This window comes from Pseudoselenomonas caprae, from assembly GCF_008271345.1.
GTDB lineage: Bacteria > Bacillota > Negativicutes > Selenomonadales > Selenomonadaceae > Selenomonas_A > Selenomonas_A caprae.
Genome location: NZ_VTOZ01000021.1, coordinates 23,169 through 38,383 on the forward strand (window position 1 = coordinate 23,169; position 15,215 = coordinate 38,383).

Below are 15,215 nucleotides of genomic sequence, written 5' to 3' on the forward strand. Positions count from 1 at the left end.
GAGTTCATTCCTTTCTTTACAGCTCATTGTGAAAAAATGATGAAAATAAATAAGATACTTCATTATATAAGCAGGTACTAAAAAAGTCAATGCGATAGCGTAAAGGTTCTATTTTCAGAAAACTATGAATAGAATTACGACGACAACAAAAGAACCCGGCAGGAACCGGGTCCAAAGAATGGGCGGATATTCAATAAAGGCGCTCGACTTCGTAGCCATTCTGAGCCAGTGCGTGGATGATGCGCTGGACGTGTTCTTCGTTGTGGGTCTCTACGGTGACTTCAAGCACGACCTTCTTGAAGCTGTCGGTGACCTTGGCTTGATTATGGTTGAGCTCGATGACGTTGGCGTTCTCTTCGGACAGGATGCGCGACACGTTGAGGAGTTGGCCAGGTTTGTCCGGCAGCAGGACGGCGAAGCAGAAGACGCGGCTGCGGGCGATCAGTGCCTTTTCAATCAATGCGGAGATCATCGAGATGTCGATGTTGCCGCCGCTGACGATGGCCGCGACTTTCTTGCCCTTGAAGGGCAGTTTGGGCAGGGCGGCCAGCGAGAGGACGCCGGCGCCTTCGGCAATCAGCTTGTGCTTTTCGATGAGGGACAGCAGGGCGCCCATGATTTCCATCTCCGAGACGGTGATGATATCGTCGAGGTATTTTCGGCAGAACTCAAAGGTCAGGGTGCCGGCGGTTTTGACCGCGCAGCCATCGGCTACGGTGTCGGCACTGGACAGTGTCACGATCTTGTTCTTCTTCAGGGCCTTTTTCATGCAGGCCGCATTGGCTGGCTCGACACCAATGACCTTGATGCCGGGATTGACGAGTTTCGTTGCCAAAGCCACGCCTGAGGCAAAACCGCCACCGCCGATCGGCACGAGGATGGCATCGATATCCTTGCAGGCATCGATGATTTCGAGGGCCGTCGTGCCCTGGCCGAGCAGTACCTGCAGATCGTTGAACGGATGGATATAGACGTAGCCATGCTGCTTCTGGAGCTCGAGGCTGTAAGCATAGGCATCGTCGAAGCCATCGCCATGCAGCACCACCTCGGCACCGAGGGCCTTGGTACCCTCGACTTTGAGGATCGGTGTCGTGGCCGGCATGCAGATGACTGCCTTGACACCGAGCTTCTGGGCGGCGAAGGCGACACCCTGGGCATGATTGCCAGCCGAGGCAGTGATCACGCCCTTGGCACGTTCCTCTTCGCTGAGCTGGCTGATCTTGTTATAGGCACCGCGCAGTTTGAAGGCACCAGTATGCTGGAGGTTTTCCGGTTTCAGGAAAACCTGGTTGCCGGATTGTTCCGAGAAAAAGTCACTGGGAATCAGCGGCGTTTTCTTGACCACGCCCTCGAGCTGCCGGGCGGCTTGATAGACACCGGCAATGGTGGTCGATGCGACGATTTCCTGGTTGGATGGTGATGCAGCGGCGGTTTTCGACATGGATGATGCCTCCTTAAAAGAATGTATACACAAATATACTAGAAAATAAGATTTACTTTACACTATAAAGGAGATATAAAGTTAAAATAGCCGTTAAGTGTTCTATAAAGTGTATCATCTTTTCGCAATTATTGTCAACGAATAAATCCTGGGGATTTTTTCGCGGAGATTGGGAAAATTTAGAGGAATTTTGCGGCAATTGCCGAAATATACAATATAAGCATTACGGGGGAGGAAGAAAATATGAAGAATCTTACCCGTATCTTGGTTCCTGTTGATTCATCTGCCGGTGCTGACCGGGCCGTGACGCTGGCCGCTAGTCTGGCACAGGCGACAGGAGCTGTCCTGGACGTGCTGCATGTCTCGTATTTCGATGCGGACACCGACGATGAGCAGGAGTCCTGGCTGCCTGCATCGATTGCGGGGCCGGTCGGACGCGTGGGGCAGGAGGCGCTGGAGCGGGCGAGGAAATACGTTCCCGCGTCGGTCACTGCTGTCTATCATCGCCGCACGGGAATCCCGGCTGAGGAGATCCTGGGCTTTGCCGCTGAAAAGCAGGCCGGGCTCATCGTGATTGGCTGCCGTGGACTTGGTGTGGTGGAAGGCTTTCTGTTGGGCAGCGTCAGTCAGGAAATCGTAGAACGGGCGACTGTCTCTGTGGTGGTGGCCAGATGAATTCGAGCATTTTATCAAGGGGGTAATACTATGTCGAGAAATATCCTTGTACCAGTAGATGGGTCGGAAGGTTCGGATCGTGCGGTAGCACAGGCGATTGCGCTGGCTGAGGCCTGCGAAGCCAAGCTGAACTTCCTGTATGTGGCGAATATCAACCAGCTGGCCATCAATGCCTGCCTTTCGGATGCGATCCTGGAGGCGGTCACCAAGGCTGGCAACGTCATCCTTGACCGGGCAATGGAGATGGTTCCCTCGGGCATCGAGAAGGAAGCCTTCTCGGAGACGGGCTCGCCAGCAGTCGTCATCCTAGACTTCGCGACGACTAACGAGATGGACATGATCGTCATGGGCAGCCGCGGGCTCGGTGTTGTCAAAGGCGTGCTGCTCGGCAGCGTCAGCCAGTACATCGTCGAGCAGTCCAAGTGCCCGGTACTGGTCGTGAAATAAGACAGAGCAGACAACAAAAAGGAGCAGCGGGAAGTTGTGGATAACTTCCCGCTGCTCCTTTTACGTATCTGTGTATAAAAGTTTGATTTTACCGGTTTTGCGCCAGTGATGCATATCGATGATGCGCTGGTTCGAGGAGCCACGGAAGGCCAGTGTGAGGTCCCGCTGTTCCTCCAGGAAGCGGCCGTCAATGAGCACATCGACTTCGGCGAGCAGCGCGTTGATGGCAGGATTGCAGCGTTGCTGCAGCTCTTCCAGCGTGAAGCCCGTGTAGCTCCAGACGGTCAGGCCGCGGGCATGGATCTCACGGGCCAGCCGTGCCAGCGGTGCGGGTTGCATGAAGGGCTCGCCCCCACTGAACGTGATGCCTGCGAGGAGCGGATTGGCATCGACCTCAGCCAGGATGGCCTCGGTGGTCGTCTCACGTCCGCCACGAAAGTCGTGGGTGGCAGGGTTATGGCAGCCGGGACAGTGATGCGGGCAGCCCTGGGTAAAGACGGTCAGCCGCATGCCCTCACCGTCGACCATTGAGTCATCGATGATACCGGCAATCTGCAGTTTCATCGTCAGTGCATGCCGTGCTTGACGCGGTCGTGCTCTTCACTCTTCTTGGCATCGTTCCAGCGATCGATGGTGCCGACGAGATAGCCTGTGATGCGGCGGATGCGCTCGAATTTGTGCGGCTGCAGGACGTAATCGATGTTTACTGTGTCATCGCCAGCAGACGAAATGCGCAGCGTGTCGATCTTATCGTTTGTCTCATTTTCGACATAGTCGATATAGTTGATGATTTCCTGCTCGGAAACATCAGAAAGTCCTTCAATCGTTACATCAATACCATTTACTACCATGATGATCCCCGTCCTTTTCCTATATTGCAAGTGCGCGTCAGCGCCTGATCTTTTGACGCAAGGCATTGCTTGAATCTGAACAAATTATACAATATGTATGGGGTGATAGTCAATAGATACACTATATATTGTTATCCACAGATTATTTTCCCTTTTGTGGATTACGAGTGGATAACCGTGCGGATCGGGTAAGGAATCTCGATTCCTTCTTCGCGATAGCGTTTGGTGAGTGCTTTGATGAATTCGTGACGGATGATGAATTGATGGTCAAAACGGCTGGAATGCATGAGCACGTTGAAATCGATGCTGGACTCGCCGAAGGTGTGGAAGCGCACGGCAGGCTTGATCTTCACATCCTTATCGACCTCTTGCAGTGTTTTTTCCGCGACTTCGAGGGTCACGCGCTCCACCAGGTCAAGATCGCTGCCATAGGCGACGCCGATGGGGATCTTGATGACGATGTCGCGGCGCGGCATGCTGAAATTGGTGATGATCGAAGACGCGATTTTTTGATTCGGTACAACGACCATGTTGGCGTCGCCAGCCGGTACAATAGTAGTGAAACGCCAAGTGATGTCGGTGACGCGCCCTTCTTCGCCTGTGCTGAGGCGGATGTAGTCGCCGATGCGCAGCTGCTTGGACAGGATGAGGTGCAGGCCTGAGAAGATATTGGCCAGCGTTTCCTGTAGCGAGAGGGCGACGGCCATACCACCGACACCGAGGGCGGTGAGGATCGGGGCGATCGATATGCCATAGTATTGGAGGATGACAAGGCCGCCCATCGCGTAGATGATGCAGTTGACGATGGCGTTGAGCAGGGTTGTCTTGGGAAGTTTCTGCTGGGAGCGCTCAATCTGCATGTTGATGATGCCGCTGACGGCACGGGCGATGACGCGGGTGATCGACAGGATGATGACCGTGAACAGGATATAGGAGAAGATGCGTACAAGCGGTTCGATGATGTCGATGGTGTTGACGATCCAGTAGAGACCGACAACGAGGCAGAGCGAGATCGGCACGCCTTGCAAGGCGTTGATGAAGATATACTGCCAGCTGGCTTCATCGGTGTCGAGATGCTGGGCGACCCGCCGGTGGATGATACGGTTGATGGTGATTCCGGCTGTAAGCGATGCTGCCAGGATGCAGCCCGGAATGATCAACATTTCAAGGAGATGGGTCCAGTCAATCCAGCCCATCCATGCTAAATTAGGCAAAAAATTACCTCCTCATCGTCGTTTTCGTGACAGGATTACTTGAACTTAAAAATCTCTCTAATTATACTATACCTATGTGAAAAGAAAAGGTGATTTTCACGAATTCAGGAAACGGAGTGATAGCATGGCCGAGATTCTGCAATCTGGAGAGCGCTTGCAGCTGCGCAAGGCAGAGCTCACGGATCTGGACTATATAATGAAGCTGGAATACGAACCGGAAAACCTCAAGTTCATCGTACCCTTTGACCGGGAGTTCCATACGCGCATCATTGCGGAGGGCAAGGCCGCAATGGATGTCATCGTCGAAGAACGGGCGACGGGGGCGGCAGTTGGTTATCTGATGATCAATGGGCTGACGACACCGGCCAAGGAAATCGAGTGGACGCATGTCATCATCGGCAAGAAGGGGCTGGGCTATGGGCATGAAGCGATGAAGCTTTTGAAGGCCTGGGCTTTCGATACCTTGGGGTTCCACCGGGCCTGGCTCGACTGCAAGGACTACAACGCGCGGGCCTTGCATCTCTATGAATCGGAAGGCATGCTGCGCGAGGGGCTGATCCGGGAGACGATACTGACCAATGGCGTCTATGAGAATCTCGTGATACTCGGCATCCTCGATCGCGAATATCGCGCGCGCAAGGAGCAGGGGCTGGAGCTTGGCTGCTGACCGCTGCTGCCGGAAAAACAAAAAAAACAGGACACATGTTTAGAAAACACGATGAAATACGTGGTGGTTAAAGACATGTGTCCTTTTATTATACGAAGGAAAGCGATACAATAATAGCAACAAAGGGAAACATGATGATGCGATTCGTCAATCCTTGTAAACATAGTTACCTATCCATAGGGAGGAATTTTCATGAAAGCAACGGAAATCTTAGCGTGTGTCGATCATACGTATCTCAAACAGACGGCGACCTGGGCAGATATCGAGAAAATCTGCGATGAGGCAGTCGAATATCATACGGCCACGGTCATGGTGCCGTCTTGCTTTGTGCCGCGCATCAAGGCACAGTATGGTGATTCGCTCAAGATCGCGACGGTAGTTGGTTTCCCGAACGGCAACTGCAATACGGCAGCCAAGATTGCCGAGACGGCACAGGCTCTGGCTGATGGCGCCGTAGAGATTGACATGGTCATCAACATCGGCATGCTCAAGGCTGGCGAGACGGATTACGTCACTGAAGAAATCCGCGCCCTCAAGCGCCTCTGCGGCGAGCGCGTGCTCAAGGTCATCGTAGAGACCTGCTTCCTGACGGAAGCGGAGAAGATTGCCGCTTGTGAGTGCGTGACGAAGGCTGGCGCTGATATCATCAAGACGTCGACGGGCTTTGGCTCGGCTGGTGCGAAGCTTGAAGACATCGAACTCTTCAAGAAGCACATCGGCGAAGGCGTTGAGATGAAGGCTGCTGGCGGCATCCATACGCGTGAGGAAATGGAAGGCTTCCTCAAGGCTGGCTGCACGCGTCTTGGTGCCAGTGCTGCGGTCAAGGTACTCAAAGACGAAATCGGCAAATAACAGTGGCGCTAGAAGGGAAGGGTATAAAGTGAGTAAGTTCAAACGCGCGTTCATCATTGTTCTGGATAGCTATGGTATTGGCCGTGAGCCGGATGCGCCGGAGTTTGGCGACGATGTCTGCAATACGCTCAGATCCATCGCCGCTTCGCCGAAGTACGACACGCCGAACATGAAGAAGCTTGGCCTGTTCAACATCGATGGTGTCGGCTGCGGCACGCCGGAAGCAGAGCCAATCGGCGCATTTGCCCGCCTGCGTGAGCTTTCGCGCGGCAAGGATACGACGACGGGGCATTGGGAGATCGCGGGCATCGTGTCCGAGCGGCCGATGCCGACCTATCCGGATGGCTTCCCGGCTGACCTCATCGCGAAGCTGGAGAAGGCTTTTGGCAAGAAGATACTCTGCAATAAGCCCTATTCGGGTACGCAGGTCATCCATGACTATGGGCAGGAGCAGGAAAAGACGGGGGGGCTCATCGTCTACACGTCGGCAGACAGCGTATTCCAGATTGCTGCCAATGAGGCGGATGTTCCCATCGAGGAACTCTATGGCTACTGCAAGACGGCTCGCGAGATCCTGCAGGGCGAGCACGGTGTCGGCCGTGTCATTGCCCGTCCGTATGTCGGTAGTTTCCCGGATTATACGCGCACGTCGCGCCGTCATGACTTCTCCCTTGACCCGACCGGTGATACGATGATGGACGCCTTGCAGCGCAAGGGGCTGGAGACGATTGGTGTCGGCAAGATCTCGGATATCTTTGCTGGCCGCAGCATCAGCCGCAGCCTCGGCATCAACAAGGACAATGTCGATGGCATGGAAAAGACGCTGAAGCTCATGGATGAGGATTTCACGGGCCTGTGCTTCGTGAACCTGGTCGACTTTGATATGCAGTACGGCCACCGTCGCAATATCGATGGCTATGCTGAGGCTGCCACGGTCTTTGACCGCCAGCTCGGCGAGTTCATGGCCAAGATGCGCGACGACGATGTGCTGATGATCACGGCTGACCACGGCTGCGATCCGGGAGCTCCAGGCACGGATCATACGCGTGAGTATGTACCACTGCTCGTCTATGGCAAGCAGATCAAGGCTGGTTTGAATCTGGGCACGTATCCGACGTTTGCAATGATTGGCGCAACGATTGCCGACATGTTTGGCTGCGAACTCAAGACGAAGGGCGAGAGCCTGCTGCCGCGGCTGATAAAAGACTGAAAATAAGGGGGAGGCATCACCTCCCCTGTTATATAAAGGAGATATGCAGCAATGAGAATGTATGATCTTATCACGAAGAAAAAACATGGCGAGGTCCTGACGGATGAGGAAATCCAGTTCATGATCACGGGTTATGTCAATGGTGAGATTCCTGACTATCAGATGTCAGCAATGACCATGGCCATCTGGTTCAATGGCATGAACGATCATGAAATCACGGAACTCACGAAAGTCATGGCACAGTCAGGCGATATGATCGATTTGTCGGCTATTGCTGGCAAGAAGGTCGACAAGCATTCCACGGGCGGTGTCGGCGATAAGACGACGCTGATTGTGGCACCTATCGTAGCTGCTTGTGGCGGCAAGGTTGCCAAGATGTCCGGCCGTGGGCTTGGACATACGGGCGGCACGGTCGATAAGCTCGAGGCGATCCCTGGCTACCGTACGGTACTCGATCGCAAGGAATTCTTCGATACGGTCAACAAATGCGGCATGAGCCTTATTGGCCAGTCGGGCAATCTGGCACCGGCGGATAAGAAACTCTATGCGCTGCGTGATGTCACGGCTACGGTCGACAGCATCCCGCTCATTGCTTCTTCGATCATGAGCAAGAAACTGGCGGCTGGCAGTGATTGCATCCTGCTGGATGTCAAGACGGGCAGCGGTGCTTTCATGAAGACGCTTGATGACTCGATCAAGCTCGCGCAGACGATGGTAGCCATCGGCGAGGGCGCTGGCCGCCGTACGGTGGCGCTGATTACCGATATGGATACGCCGCTGGGCTTTGGCATCGGCAACAGCCTGGAGGTCATCGAGTCGATGGATGTCCTCAAGGGCCGTGGCCCGGCTGACCTTACGGAAGTATCGCTGCAGCTGGCTGAGAACATGCTGTATCTCGTTGGCAAAGGCACGATCGAGGAATGCCGGGCGATGGCGGAGAAAGCCATTGCCGATGGCAGTGCTTTCGAGACGTTCTGCACGATGGTCCGTGAACAGGGCGGCGATGACTCCGTGCTGCGCGACTATGAGAAGTTTGCCCAGGCACCATACAAGCAGGAAGTCTTGGCTGAGCGCGATGGTTTCATCACCAAGATGAATGCGGAGGAGATCGGTGAGACGTCGGTCATCCTTGGTGCTGGCCGCGAGACGAAGGACAGCGACATTGACTTCTCGGCAGGTCTTGTCCTGCACAAGAAGTTTGGTGATGCCGTCAAGAAGGGCGACAGCCTGGTGACGCTCTACACGTCCAAGGAAGCATCGCTGAAGGATGCGGAGCGCCTGTACCGCGAGGCTGTAGTCATCGGCGATACCCAGCCGGTCAAAGAGCCACTGGTCTATGCCCGCGTGGAGAAGGACAAAGTCGAAAAGTATTGATTGTTGCGGCGAGGGATAAAGAATGCCTCCCCTGGGGGAGGCGTTTTTTATCGGCAAAATTGTCAATAAATTTTGTATTGAGGGAGTGTTTTAGCGTGAATGACAAAGAATTGATTGAAGTCGCGCGCAAGTACCGTGAGTTTTCTTATAGCCCGTACTCCAACTTCAAAGTCGGTGCGGCGGTGCTGACGAAGAAGGGCAATGTGTACGGCGGCTGCAATGTGGAGAACTCAAGCTACCCGCTGACCAACTGTGCGGAGCGCACGGCCATCTTCAAGGCGGTATCCGAGGGCGAACGCGAGATTGAGGCCATCGCTTTGATTGCCGATACCGAGGGGCCGTGTTCACCATGTGGTGCCTGCCGTCAAGTCATGGGAGAGTTCCACATCAACCGCATCATCATGGCGAATCTCAAGGGGGATGTAAAGGTGGTTACCCTGGAGGAAGTCCTTCCGTTTGCCTTTACTGAAAAAGATCTCTAAATTCATAGATAAAGTTTGACAATACCAGATGCGTGTGCGAAAATAGGACTCGTGTCCTTATTTTCTCATGATGCAAAAAGGAGAGAAAGAAAAAGATGTATTTCATTATCAATCTTCTTGGTGTAGTGGTCTTTCTGGCCATTGGCGTTCTTTTATCCAAGAAACGTAAAGAGATTCAGTGGCGCTGTGTTGGTGCGCTGTTGCTTTTGAATGTGTTCATCGCCTGGTTCCTGACGACGTTCCCAATCGGCCGTGACATCGTATCTGGTGCAGCGGCAGGCTTCGTCTGGCTTGTCAGCGTTGCTTACGATGGTATTGCCTTTGCTTTCCCAGATTGGGTCCATGTCGAGCAGATGAACTTCTTCACCTCGGCACTGCTGCCGATCCTGCTGGTTGTACCGCTTTTTGATATCTTGACGTACATCGGCATCCTGCCGTTTGTCATCCGTTGGATCGGCAAGGCACTGGCGTTCATCACGCGCACGCCGAAGTTTGAGTCGTTCTTTGCCATCGAGATGATGTTCCTTGGCAATACGGAGGCACTGGCTGTCTCCACGCTGCAGCTCAAGCGCATGAAGGCTGACCGCAACCTGACGCTGGCCATGATGTCCATGAGCTGTGTCACGGCTGCCCTGATTGGTGTCTACACGAAGATGATGCCGGCGGAATTCATTCTGACGGCTGTTCCGCTCAACTGCATCAACGCGCTGATTGTTTCGAACCTGCTGCATCCGGTACGGGTCTCGGAAAAGGAAGATGTCATCGCTACGCTGGATGACAACGGAGCTGAGCGTCAGCCGTTCTTCTCCTTCCTCGGCAACTCGATCCTTGGCGCTGGCCGCCTGGTACTCATCATCTGCGCCAACGTCATCGCGTTCGTTGCTCTGGCAGCACTCATCGATAAGCTGCTCGTCCTCATCCATCCGTCAGTCACGTTGGAGAATATCCTCGGCTGCATCATGTTCCCGTTTGCCTGGCTGCTCGGCTTGGATGCTGGCGAGGCATTCCAGCTGGCGCAGTACATGGGCACGAAGCTCATCACGAACGAGTTTGTCGTCATGCTCAATGTCAAGGACATCATGGCGAACTTCAGCGTGCACATGCAGGGCGTTTTGACAGTCTTCATCACGTCCTTTGCTAACTTCTCGACGGTTGGTATGATCATTGGCTGCTTCAAGAGCATTGTTGATGAGGATAAGAACGATCTGATTTCCCGCAATGTTGGCTATATGCTGCTGTCCGGTATCCTGGTATCGCTGCTGTCGGCAGGCATCGCTGGCCTTTTCATCTGGTAATCGCTGAACAAAGCAAGAACCTGGCTTTTTGTCCAATGTCATTTAGTTAAGCCTTCCCCTTGAGGGGAAGGTGCCCCGTTAGGGGCGGATGAGGTGGAGAGTTCTCTCGTTTATCTGCCTTATCTTGTTCATTTGCACCTCATCCGTCAGCCTTCGGCTGCCACCTGTCCAGGGTGTCCACCGGACACCCGCGGCTTCGCCGCCCCCTCAAGGGGAAGGCAGTTGAAACAATGATGCTTAACTTAATGACATTGCCTATAGAGGTGGGGGACATCTTCTTCCGAGTTATATCATAAAAGCGAAATTTGTGATATAATGTGGATAAGGCAAGTTCGATTAACAAGCTTCCATGTGGCTGCATAGTTGGCGCTATGCGGTCTCCGGGCGAAGGGGCTGCTCCTGAGGGAGTGGCCTTTTTTGTACGCACATACCCGCATCAAGGCAAAAGCCTCCACGGATATGGCCATCCTGTCCAGGCTGCCATGTGTTACCAATAAGAAGGTGGAACCTACCTCACAGCTCGTGGTACCATAAAAAGAATTGATACAATTTTCCACAAACTTATCCTCACTGACAATACAGAGCTGGCTCTGGACAATATCAGCAACATTCACAGCTCCCTGCTGCCCGACGAGACATTTTACTGATTTTTTCTTTTTGACCTATTGACTTTTTGACTTTTATGGATATAATAAAGGTTGTAAGGAGCAAAGGAACAGCGATAGGGTTCCACCCCCTTACAGCCAGTATTTACCATCCATGAGAGGAGATTGATTACTATGTTTGGTCTGGTTCCATTTGTAACGAGAAATAGTTCAGTGAGCGAGAGCAGCTTGTTCGATCACCTGCTGGATGTTTTTGATGAACCTTTCAAGAGCTTAAATACTCAGGGATTCAAAGTCGATGTCAAAGACAACGGCAGCGCCTACGAGCTGAAGGCCGACCTTCCCGGCTTCAATAAGGATAATGTGGCACTAAGCTATGAAAACAACTATCTGACAATTTCCGCCAAAAGGGAGGACTCCCATGACGAGAAGGACAACCAGGGCAATTTCATTCGCCGTGAGCGTTCCTGCGGTCAGATGTCACGGTCCTTCTACATTTCAGGTATAGATGAACATAACGCCACAGCAGAGTTCAAGGATGGCGTGCTGAGAGTCCAGTTGCCTAAACTCCAGGAACAGGCAGCCCCTGATCATCAGATTCCGATTTCCTGTGCCGGATAATTACGCTCCCTTCTTAACGCCGGGAACCGTCTATCCATTGTGACAGACGGTTTCCGGCGTCATTTGTATGCGCAGATATATGATCTGAATTTATGAGCTGACAAAAAAACAGGCAGACCCTTAATTGATCTGCCATAACTTCAAATTCATTCATCTGGCTATTTCCAGAAGGAGAGAAATAACAAATATATACCAAAAAGCCCCCGCCGGAATGACGGGGACGGAGTTTGTCAAGATAAGTGTGTAAGTTTTTTTGCCATAAGAAAAGCTTAATATTGCTCGTACTTTAGCATTCTTGCCTGAATTTTCTCATCAATGTTTACCAATTCCATTCCTCGCGGGACAGTTGTTTGCCAACCACATTCATTGCATGTTGCATAGCCTCATAGTGGCTGACTTCTTTGCCGTTGATTTTATAAGTGTTAGCCCATCCCGATGATATTAGGCTGCCACTATGAATAGTGGCATCAACGCCAACGGATTTCCAAGCATCAGCAATTTCAGAGTCATGGTCTTCGAACCTGATGCGCGCAGCACCATAACGGTCACACTGGCTGGGCTTACCAGCCAGCAATACATTAAGAAAACGGCTGTCTTCTGCGGTTGTACCAGCGCTTCCCCCTGCTACCCCTTCCAGTTCCTGGTCATTCAGCTTGCTGTTTGCGAATTTCTTGTTTTCCATGATGAATCTCTCCTTTGTAAAATCCTTTGTTTGTTCCTCTCTGTTCTTTATACGCTTGAAATCGAAAAGTGTTACATGATTTTATAATTTTTTTTTGGAGTTGGCGCGACTACCAGTAATATAAGGGCCTCCGAGGATTTCTCCCGTCCTTTAAAAGGCCGCCTTTGTCATGGGACTCAAAGCCCAGTCCCTTGAGGGCATCCCGCATGCTGTCAAAGTTCACTCCGCTGATGTCGTTAAACACATTCTTGTGCCCGGCCTTCTCCAAGAATCCGGCCACTTCCATGCTCTGGAGATAAGTCCCCCCCTGCTACCCCTTTCAGTTCCTGGTCGCTCAGCTTATAGTGCGAGGAGTCGGCGAGGAAACATAAACATAGGGGATTGGCGGCCCCTGCTACCCCTTCCAGTTCCTGGTCGCTCAGCTTGCGGTTTGCGAATTTCTTGTCTGCCATGATAAATCTCTCCTTTGTGAAATCCTTTGTTCGTTCCTCTCTGTTCTTTATACGCTTGAAATCGAAAAGTGTTACATGATTTTATAATTTTTTTTTGGAGTTGGCGCGACTACCAGTAATTAAGGGCCTCCGAGGATTTCTCCCCAGAGGTCTGTGTCTTATTCTGCTTTGTATTCTTCTACCCACTTGATAACTTCTTCAACCGACAAGCCCTTGGCATCTATCGCATCGAGAAGCCCCTTGATCTTAAAGGCTGTTTCCATGAACCTGACTTCTGGTGGACACCCTGGCATATCCATACAACACAGGCTTCACCTCGCTATTTTCTTCCCAATATCACCTATACATGTCTCTCAAGGTCACCAAGCGATAGGCGTCTCTATCTACATCTGCAGCAAAACCACTGCGAGAGAAGAAGCCGAAGCCGTAGAAGTTCAGCCCCAACTCTCTTGCCTGCCATTCCTTTTCGTGAACGACCTTCATGCTCAAAGGCTCTTTCCTGTACTTGCACTCATAAGAGATAAGACCACGCTCATCTTCGGTGACGACATAAAATTCTCCATTTTGCCTTTTCGCCTTGTCATGATATATATACCTGCCAATGGCAAAGAAAGGCGGATCTATTTTATTAGCTCGGTTTTGTCTCAAGAGGTATTCCGCAGCTGCCTGCTCGAACTTTCTGGGGAGATAGCTATCATTAAGCACTGTCTCTACTTTAGTATGGTAGAAGGCCTCTGGCGCCATGGCACTTCTCGCCGTCATTTCCCGGAAAAGGAAGCTGTAATAGAAATCCAGCAGGTTATCACTAATCACATAACGATGCTGGCGCTTATTGGATGAGGCATTGATAGGTGAATCCTTTTCTATAAGCCCCATGCCTTCAAGCTTGCCCAGCGTATGGCTAAGCCTGCCGCTGCTGCCGGAAAAGTTCTGTGCAATCTCACTGTACCTGCCCACACCGCCAGCTATCTTCTCCAATACATAATTGGCGTTCTCTTCCTTGGAAAGTTCCGCCGTAAGCTGGAGCCGTATCTCATTCTCAAGGAAGGAACCCTCTGGAATAAGAAGCCGCTGTACGTTTTCTGCCGGAGAAAGCCTGTCATCCAGCTGCATGAGATAGAAGGGAATCCCGCCAAAGATGCTGTACAGGAACAATTTCTCCTCATCAGTCCTCTCGGGATAAAACAAGGCGGCCTCATAGTAGTCAAATGCCTGAAGCTTCACTATCTCGGTAAATCTTCCAAAAAGTGGCGCCTGGCCCTCCATAACTTTCTGCATCGTCTCCATGTAGGAACCGCAGAGGATGAGCTTCAGGCATGACTGATGCTGCCATTCATCTATGGCTATCTGGAGCTCAGAGTCGATGCTCTCATCATCTCCGCGCAAGAACGGATACTCATCTATGAAGAGTACCACCTTCTGACTGGTCGCCTTGCTGTAAACATACTTCAGAAGCTTATCTATGGAGCTGAAGTCAATAAAAGATTCATCGAAGGCTTTAGCAGTCGCCTTAGTTAATCCTGCCAGGTTCTGGGAAAAGGAAGTCTTACGGCAGACATAATGTATAACAACGGCATCTACGCCCTTCAGAGCTTCCTTAATAAGCTCGCTCTTCCCTACACGCCTTCTGCCGTAAACCAGCAAAGCCTCAGAACGGCCACTGGTCAATCGGCTCCTTATCAACGACAGCTCATGCTGCCGGCCTATAAACTGCATGTACTCACCACCACTCACTTAAATCATTTTAACTTAAATTAATTTAAGTACATTCTAGCATAAAAGGCTTCTGACATCAATCACCATCAATACATTGTTTTGACACTAAGTTATGAGACTCCATTTAACCTTTGCGCTGGAGAGAACCAAGCACTTTGAAGTATCCAAACAGTTTCTGCGCCAACGTCAGGAAGATTTGGAACGTATAACCTCAAAAGAAGGAGTACAGCTACGCATAAACCGAAGCATACAGGCAGAGGGTGCATTTGCAATGATGAAGGCGGACATGAATTTCCGAAGGTTCCTGAGCCGTGGCACAGCAAATGTCCTTGTTGAGATCATGCTGCTGGCCATGGCTTACAATATTCAAAAGCTGCACTGCAAAATCTAGTCAGACAGAGCAGGCCAGCACCTGTTCCCTGTGAATAACGCAGCCTGAATACAAAATAAGAGCACAAGGAAAAAGGCGATTTTTAGACCGCCTGGTATCTTGTGCTCATTTTTAGTGGATTTTACAACGAATAGGAACTTCTTATACATAAACAAGAAAAAGGGGGGCTGTGCATAAGTGGAATTACACTCATGCAACAGCCCATTTTTGTAGCAGTTGTTCATTTGACAGAGAAGAACA

General features: G+C 51.6%; 17 protein-coding genes. 10 read left to right on the plus strand and 7 right to left on the minus strand.

Features of this window, described 5'->3' with window-relative positions; translation table 11 throughout:
- Positions 1–190: 190 nt before the first annotated feature.
- A complete protein-coding gene (gene ilvA / locus FZ041_RS10060) occupies positions 191–1,441 on the minus strand; it encodes a threonine ammonia-lyase (RefSeq protein ID WP_075445252.1) in 1,251 nt (416 codons plus the stop codon).
- 243 nt (positions 1,442–1,684) lie between these two features.
- Here ilvA and FZ041_RS10065 point away from each other — a divergent pair, with 243 nt between their 5' ends.
- Together FZ041_RS10065 and FZ041_RS10070 are read left to right on the plus strand one after the other, a co-directional pair.
- Positions 1,685–2,116 (plus strand): universal stress protein, encoded by a 432-nt coding sequence (locus FZ041_RS10065; protein WP_075445250.1) that lies wholly within the window; start codon positions 1,685–1,687, stop codon positions 2,114–2,116.
- Between the two features lie 30 nt (positions 2,117–2,146).
- Positions 2,147–2,563, plus strand: coding sequence for a universal stress protein (locus FZ041_RS10070; protein WP_075445248.1), 417 nt, complete (start codon positions 2,147–2,149; stop codon positions 2,561–2,563).
- Between the two features lie 60 nt (positions 2,564–2,623).
- Here the strand turns inward: FZ041_RS10070 and nrdG are convergent, their stop codons facing one another.
- From nrdG to FZ041_RS10085, 3 genes are all read right to left on the minus strand, one after another.
- Complete coding sequence (nrdG, locus tag FZ041_RS10075; protein WP_075445246.1) at positions 2,624–3,127, minus strand: anaerobic ribonucleoside-triphosphate reductase activating protein; 504 nt, start codon at positions 3,125–3,127, stop codon at positions 2,624–2,626.
- A gap of 2 nt (positions 3,128–3,129) precedes the next feature.
- Complete coding sequence (gene nrdD, locus FZ041_RS10080) at positions 3,130–3,414, minus strand: anaerobic ribonucleoside-triphosphate reductase (protein WP_075445244.1); 285 nt, start codon at positions 3,412–3,414, stop codon at positions 3,130–3,132.
- A gap of 161 nt (positions 3,415–3,575) precedes the next feature.
- Positions 3,576–4,610 carry a mechanosensitive ion channel family protein gene (locus tag FZ041_RS10085; RefSeq protein ID WP_075445242.1) on the minus strand — a complete coding sequence of 345 codons (1,035 nt, stop codon included), beginning with the start codon at positions 4,608–4,610 and terminating at the stop codon, positions 3,576–3,578.
- 142 nt (positions 4,611–4,752) lie between these two features.
- Here FZ041_RS10085 and FZ041_RS10090 point away from each other — a divergent pair, with 142 nt between their 5' ends.
- The 7 genes from FZ041_RS10090 (at position 4,753) to FZ041_RS10120 (ending at position 11,734) form a co-directional block, all read left to right on the plus strand.
- Positions 4,753–5,295 carry a GNAT family N-acetyltransferase gene (locus FZ041_RS10090; RefSeq protein WP_149189459.1) on the plus strand — a complete coding sequence of 181 codons (543 nt, stop codon included), beginning with the start codon at positions 4,753–4,755 and terminating at the stop codon, positions 5,293–5,295.
- 192 nt (positions 5,296–5,487) lie between these two features.
- Positions 5,488–6,147: a deoxyribose-phosphate aldolase gene (gene deoC, locus FZ041_RS10095; RefSeq protein ID WP_075445238.1), complete on the plus strand. Its 660-nt coding sequence runs from the start codon at positions 5,488–5,490 to the stop codon at positions 6,145–6,147.
- Positions 6,148–6,175: 28 nt separating this feature from the next.
- Complete coding sequence (locus FZ041_RS10100; protein WP_149189460.1) at positions 6,176–7,357, plus strand: phosphopentomutase; 1,182 nt, start codon at positions 6,176–6,178, stop codon at positions 7,355–7,357.
- A 51-nt stretch (positions 7,358–7,408) separates the two neighbouring features.
- Positions 7,409–8,731 carry a pyrimidine-nucleoside phosphorylase gene (locus FZ041_RS10105; RefSeq protein ID WP_075445234.1) on the plus strand — a complete coding sequence of 441 codons (1,323 nt, stop codon included), beginning with the start codon at positions 7,409–7,411 and terminating at the stop codon, positions 8,729–8,731.
- Between the two features lie 95 nt (positions 8,732–8,826).
- Positions 8,827–9,213 carry a cytidine deaminase gene (locus FZ041_RS10110; RefSeq protein ID WP_075445232.1) on the plus strand — a complete coding sequence of 129 codons (387 nt, stop codon included), beginning with the start codon at positions 8,827–8,829 and terminating at the stop codon, positions 9,211–9,213.
- A 95-nt stretch (positions 9,214–9,308) separates the two neighbouring features.
- A complete protein-coding gene (locus FZ041_RS10115; RefSeq protein WP_149189461.1) occupies positions 9,309–10,508 on the plus strand; it encodes a NupC/NupG family nucleoside CNT transporter in 1,200 nt (399 codons plus the stop codon).
- A gap of 779 nt (positions 10,509–11,287) precedes the next feature.
- Positions 11,288–11,734, plus strand: coding sequence for an Hsp20/alpha crystallin family protein (locus FZ041_RS10120; protein WP_149189462.1), 447 nt, complete (start codon positions 11,288–11,290; stop codon positions 11,732–11,734).
- A gap of 319 nt (positions 11,735–12,053) precedes the next feature.
- On the opposite strand, the gene FZ041_RS10125 is transcribed toward FZ041_RS10120, so the two are convergent.
- The 3 genes from FZ041_RS10125 to FZ041_RS10135 form a co-directional block, all read right to left on the minus strand.
- A complete protein-coding gene (locus FZ041_RS10125) occupies positions 12,054–12,416 on the minus strand; it encodes a hypothetical protein (RefSeq protein WP_149189463.1) in 363 nt (120 codons plus the stop codon).
- A gap of 236 nt (positions 12,417–12,652) precedes the next feature.
- Positions 12,653–12,868 (minus strand): hypothetical protein, encoded by a 216-nt coding sequence (locus tag FZ041_RS10130; protein WP_149189464.1) that lies wholly within the window; start codon positions 12,866–12,868, stop codon positions 12,653–12,655.
- 336 nt (positions 12,869–13,204) lie between these two features.
- Positions 13,205–14,584 (minus strand): ATP-binding protein, encoded by a 1,380-nt coding sequence (locus FZ041_RS10135; protein ID WP_149189465.1) that lies wholly within the window; start codon positions 14,582–14,584, stop codon positions 13,205–13,207.
- Between the two features lie 112 nt (positions 14,585–14,696).
- Between FZ041_RS10135 and FZ041_RS10140 the strand changes: the two genes are divergently transcribed.
- Positions 14,697–14,975: a transposase gene (locus FZ041_RS10140; protein WP_149189466.1), complete on the plus strand. Its 279-nt coding sequence runs from the start codon at positions 14,697–14,699 to the stop codon at positions 14,973–14,975.
- The last annotated feature ends 240 nt before the right edge of the window (positions 14,976–15,215 follow it).

What these genes read in the sequence shown, in the direction of transcription:
- ilvA (WP_075445252.1), bottom strand. Translation starts at nt 1,441, where the DNA reads ATGTCGAAAACCGCCGCTGCATCACCATCCAACCAGGAAATCGTCGCA.
- FZ041_RS10065 (WP_075445250.1), top strand. Translation starts at nt 1,685, where the DNA reads ATGAAGAATCTTACCCGTATCTTGGTTCCTGTTGATTCATCTGCCGGT.
- FZ041_RS10070 (WP_075445248.1), top strand. Translation starts at nt 2,147, where the DNA reads ATGTCGAGAAATATCCTTGTACCAGTAGATGGGTCGGAAGGTTCGGAT.
- nrdG (WP_075445246.1), bottom strand. Translation starts at nt 3,127, where the DNA reads ATGAAACTGCAGATTGCCGGTATCATCGATGACTCAATGGTCGACGGT.
- nrdD (WP_075445244.1), bottom strand. Translation starts at nt 3,414, where the DNA reads ATGGTAGTAAATGGTATTGATGTAACGATTGAAGGACTTTCTGATGTT.
- FZ041_RS10085 (WP_075445242.1), bottom strand. Translation starts at nt 4,610, where the DNA reads ATGGGCTGGATTGACTGGACCCATCTCCTTGAAATGTTGATCATTCCG.
- FZ041_RS10090 (WP_149189459.1), top strand. Translation starts at nt 4,753, where the DNA reads ATGGCCGAGATTCTGCAATCTGGAGAGCGCTTGCAGCTGCGCAAGGCA.
- deoC (WP_075445238.1), top strand. Translation starts at nt 5,488, where the DNA reads ATGAAAGCAACGGAAATCTTAGCGTGTGTCGATCATACGTATCTCAAA.
- FZ041_RS10105 (WP_075445234.1), top strand. Translation starts at nt 7,409, where the DNA reads ATGAGAATGTATGATCTTATCACGAAGAAAAAACATGGCGAGGTCCTG.
- FZ041_RS10115 (WP_149189461.1), top strand. Translation starts at nt 9,309, where the DNA reads ATGTATTTCATTATCAATCTTCTTGGTGTAGTGGTCTTTCTGGCCATT.
- FZ041_RS10120 (WP_149189462.1), top strand. Translation starts at nt 11,288, where the DNA reads ATGTTTGGTCTGGTTCCATTTGTAACGAGAAATAGTTCAGTGAGCGAG.
- FZ041_RS10125 (WP_149189463.1), bottom strand. Translation starts at nt 12,416, where the DNA reads ATGGAAAACAAGAAATTCGCAAACAGCAAGCTGAATGACCAGGAACTG.
- FZ041_RS10130 (WP_149189464.1), bottom strand. Translation starts at nt 12,868, where the DNA reads ATGGCAGACAAGAAATTCGCAAACCGCAAGCTGAGCGACCAGGAACTG.
- FZ041_RS10135 (WP_149189465.1), bottom strand. Translation starts at nt 14,584, where the DNA reads ATGCAGTTTATAGGCCGGCAGCATGAGCTGTCGTTGATAAGGAGCCGA.
- FZ041_RS10140 (WP_149189466.1), top strand. Translation starts at nt 14,697, where the DNA reads ATGAGACTCCATTTAACCTTTGCGCTGGAGAGAACCAAGCACTTTGAA.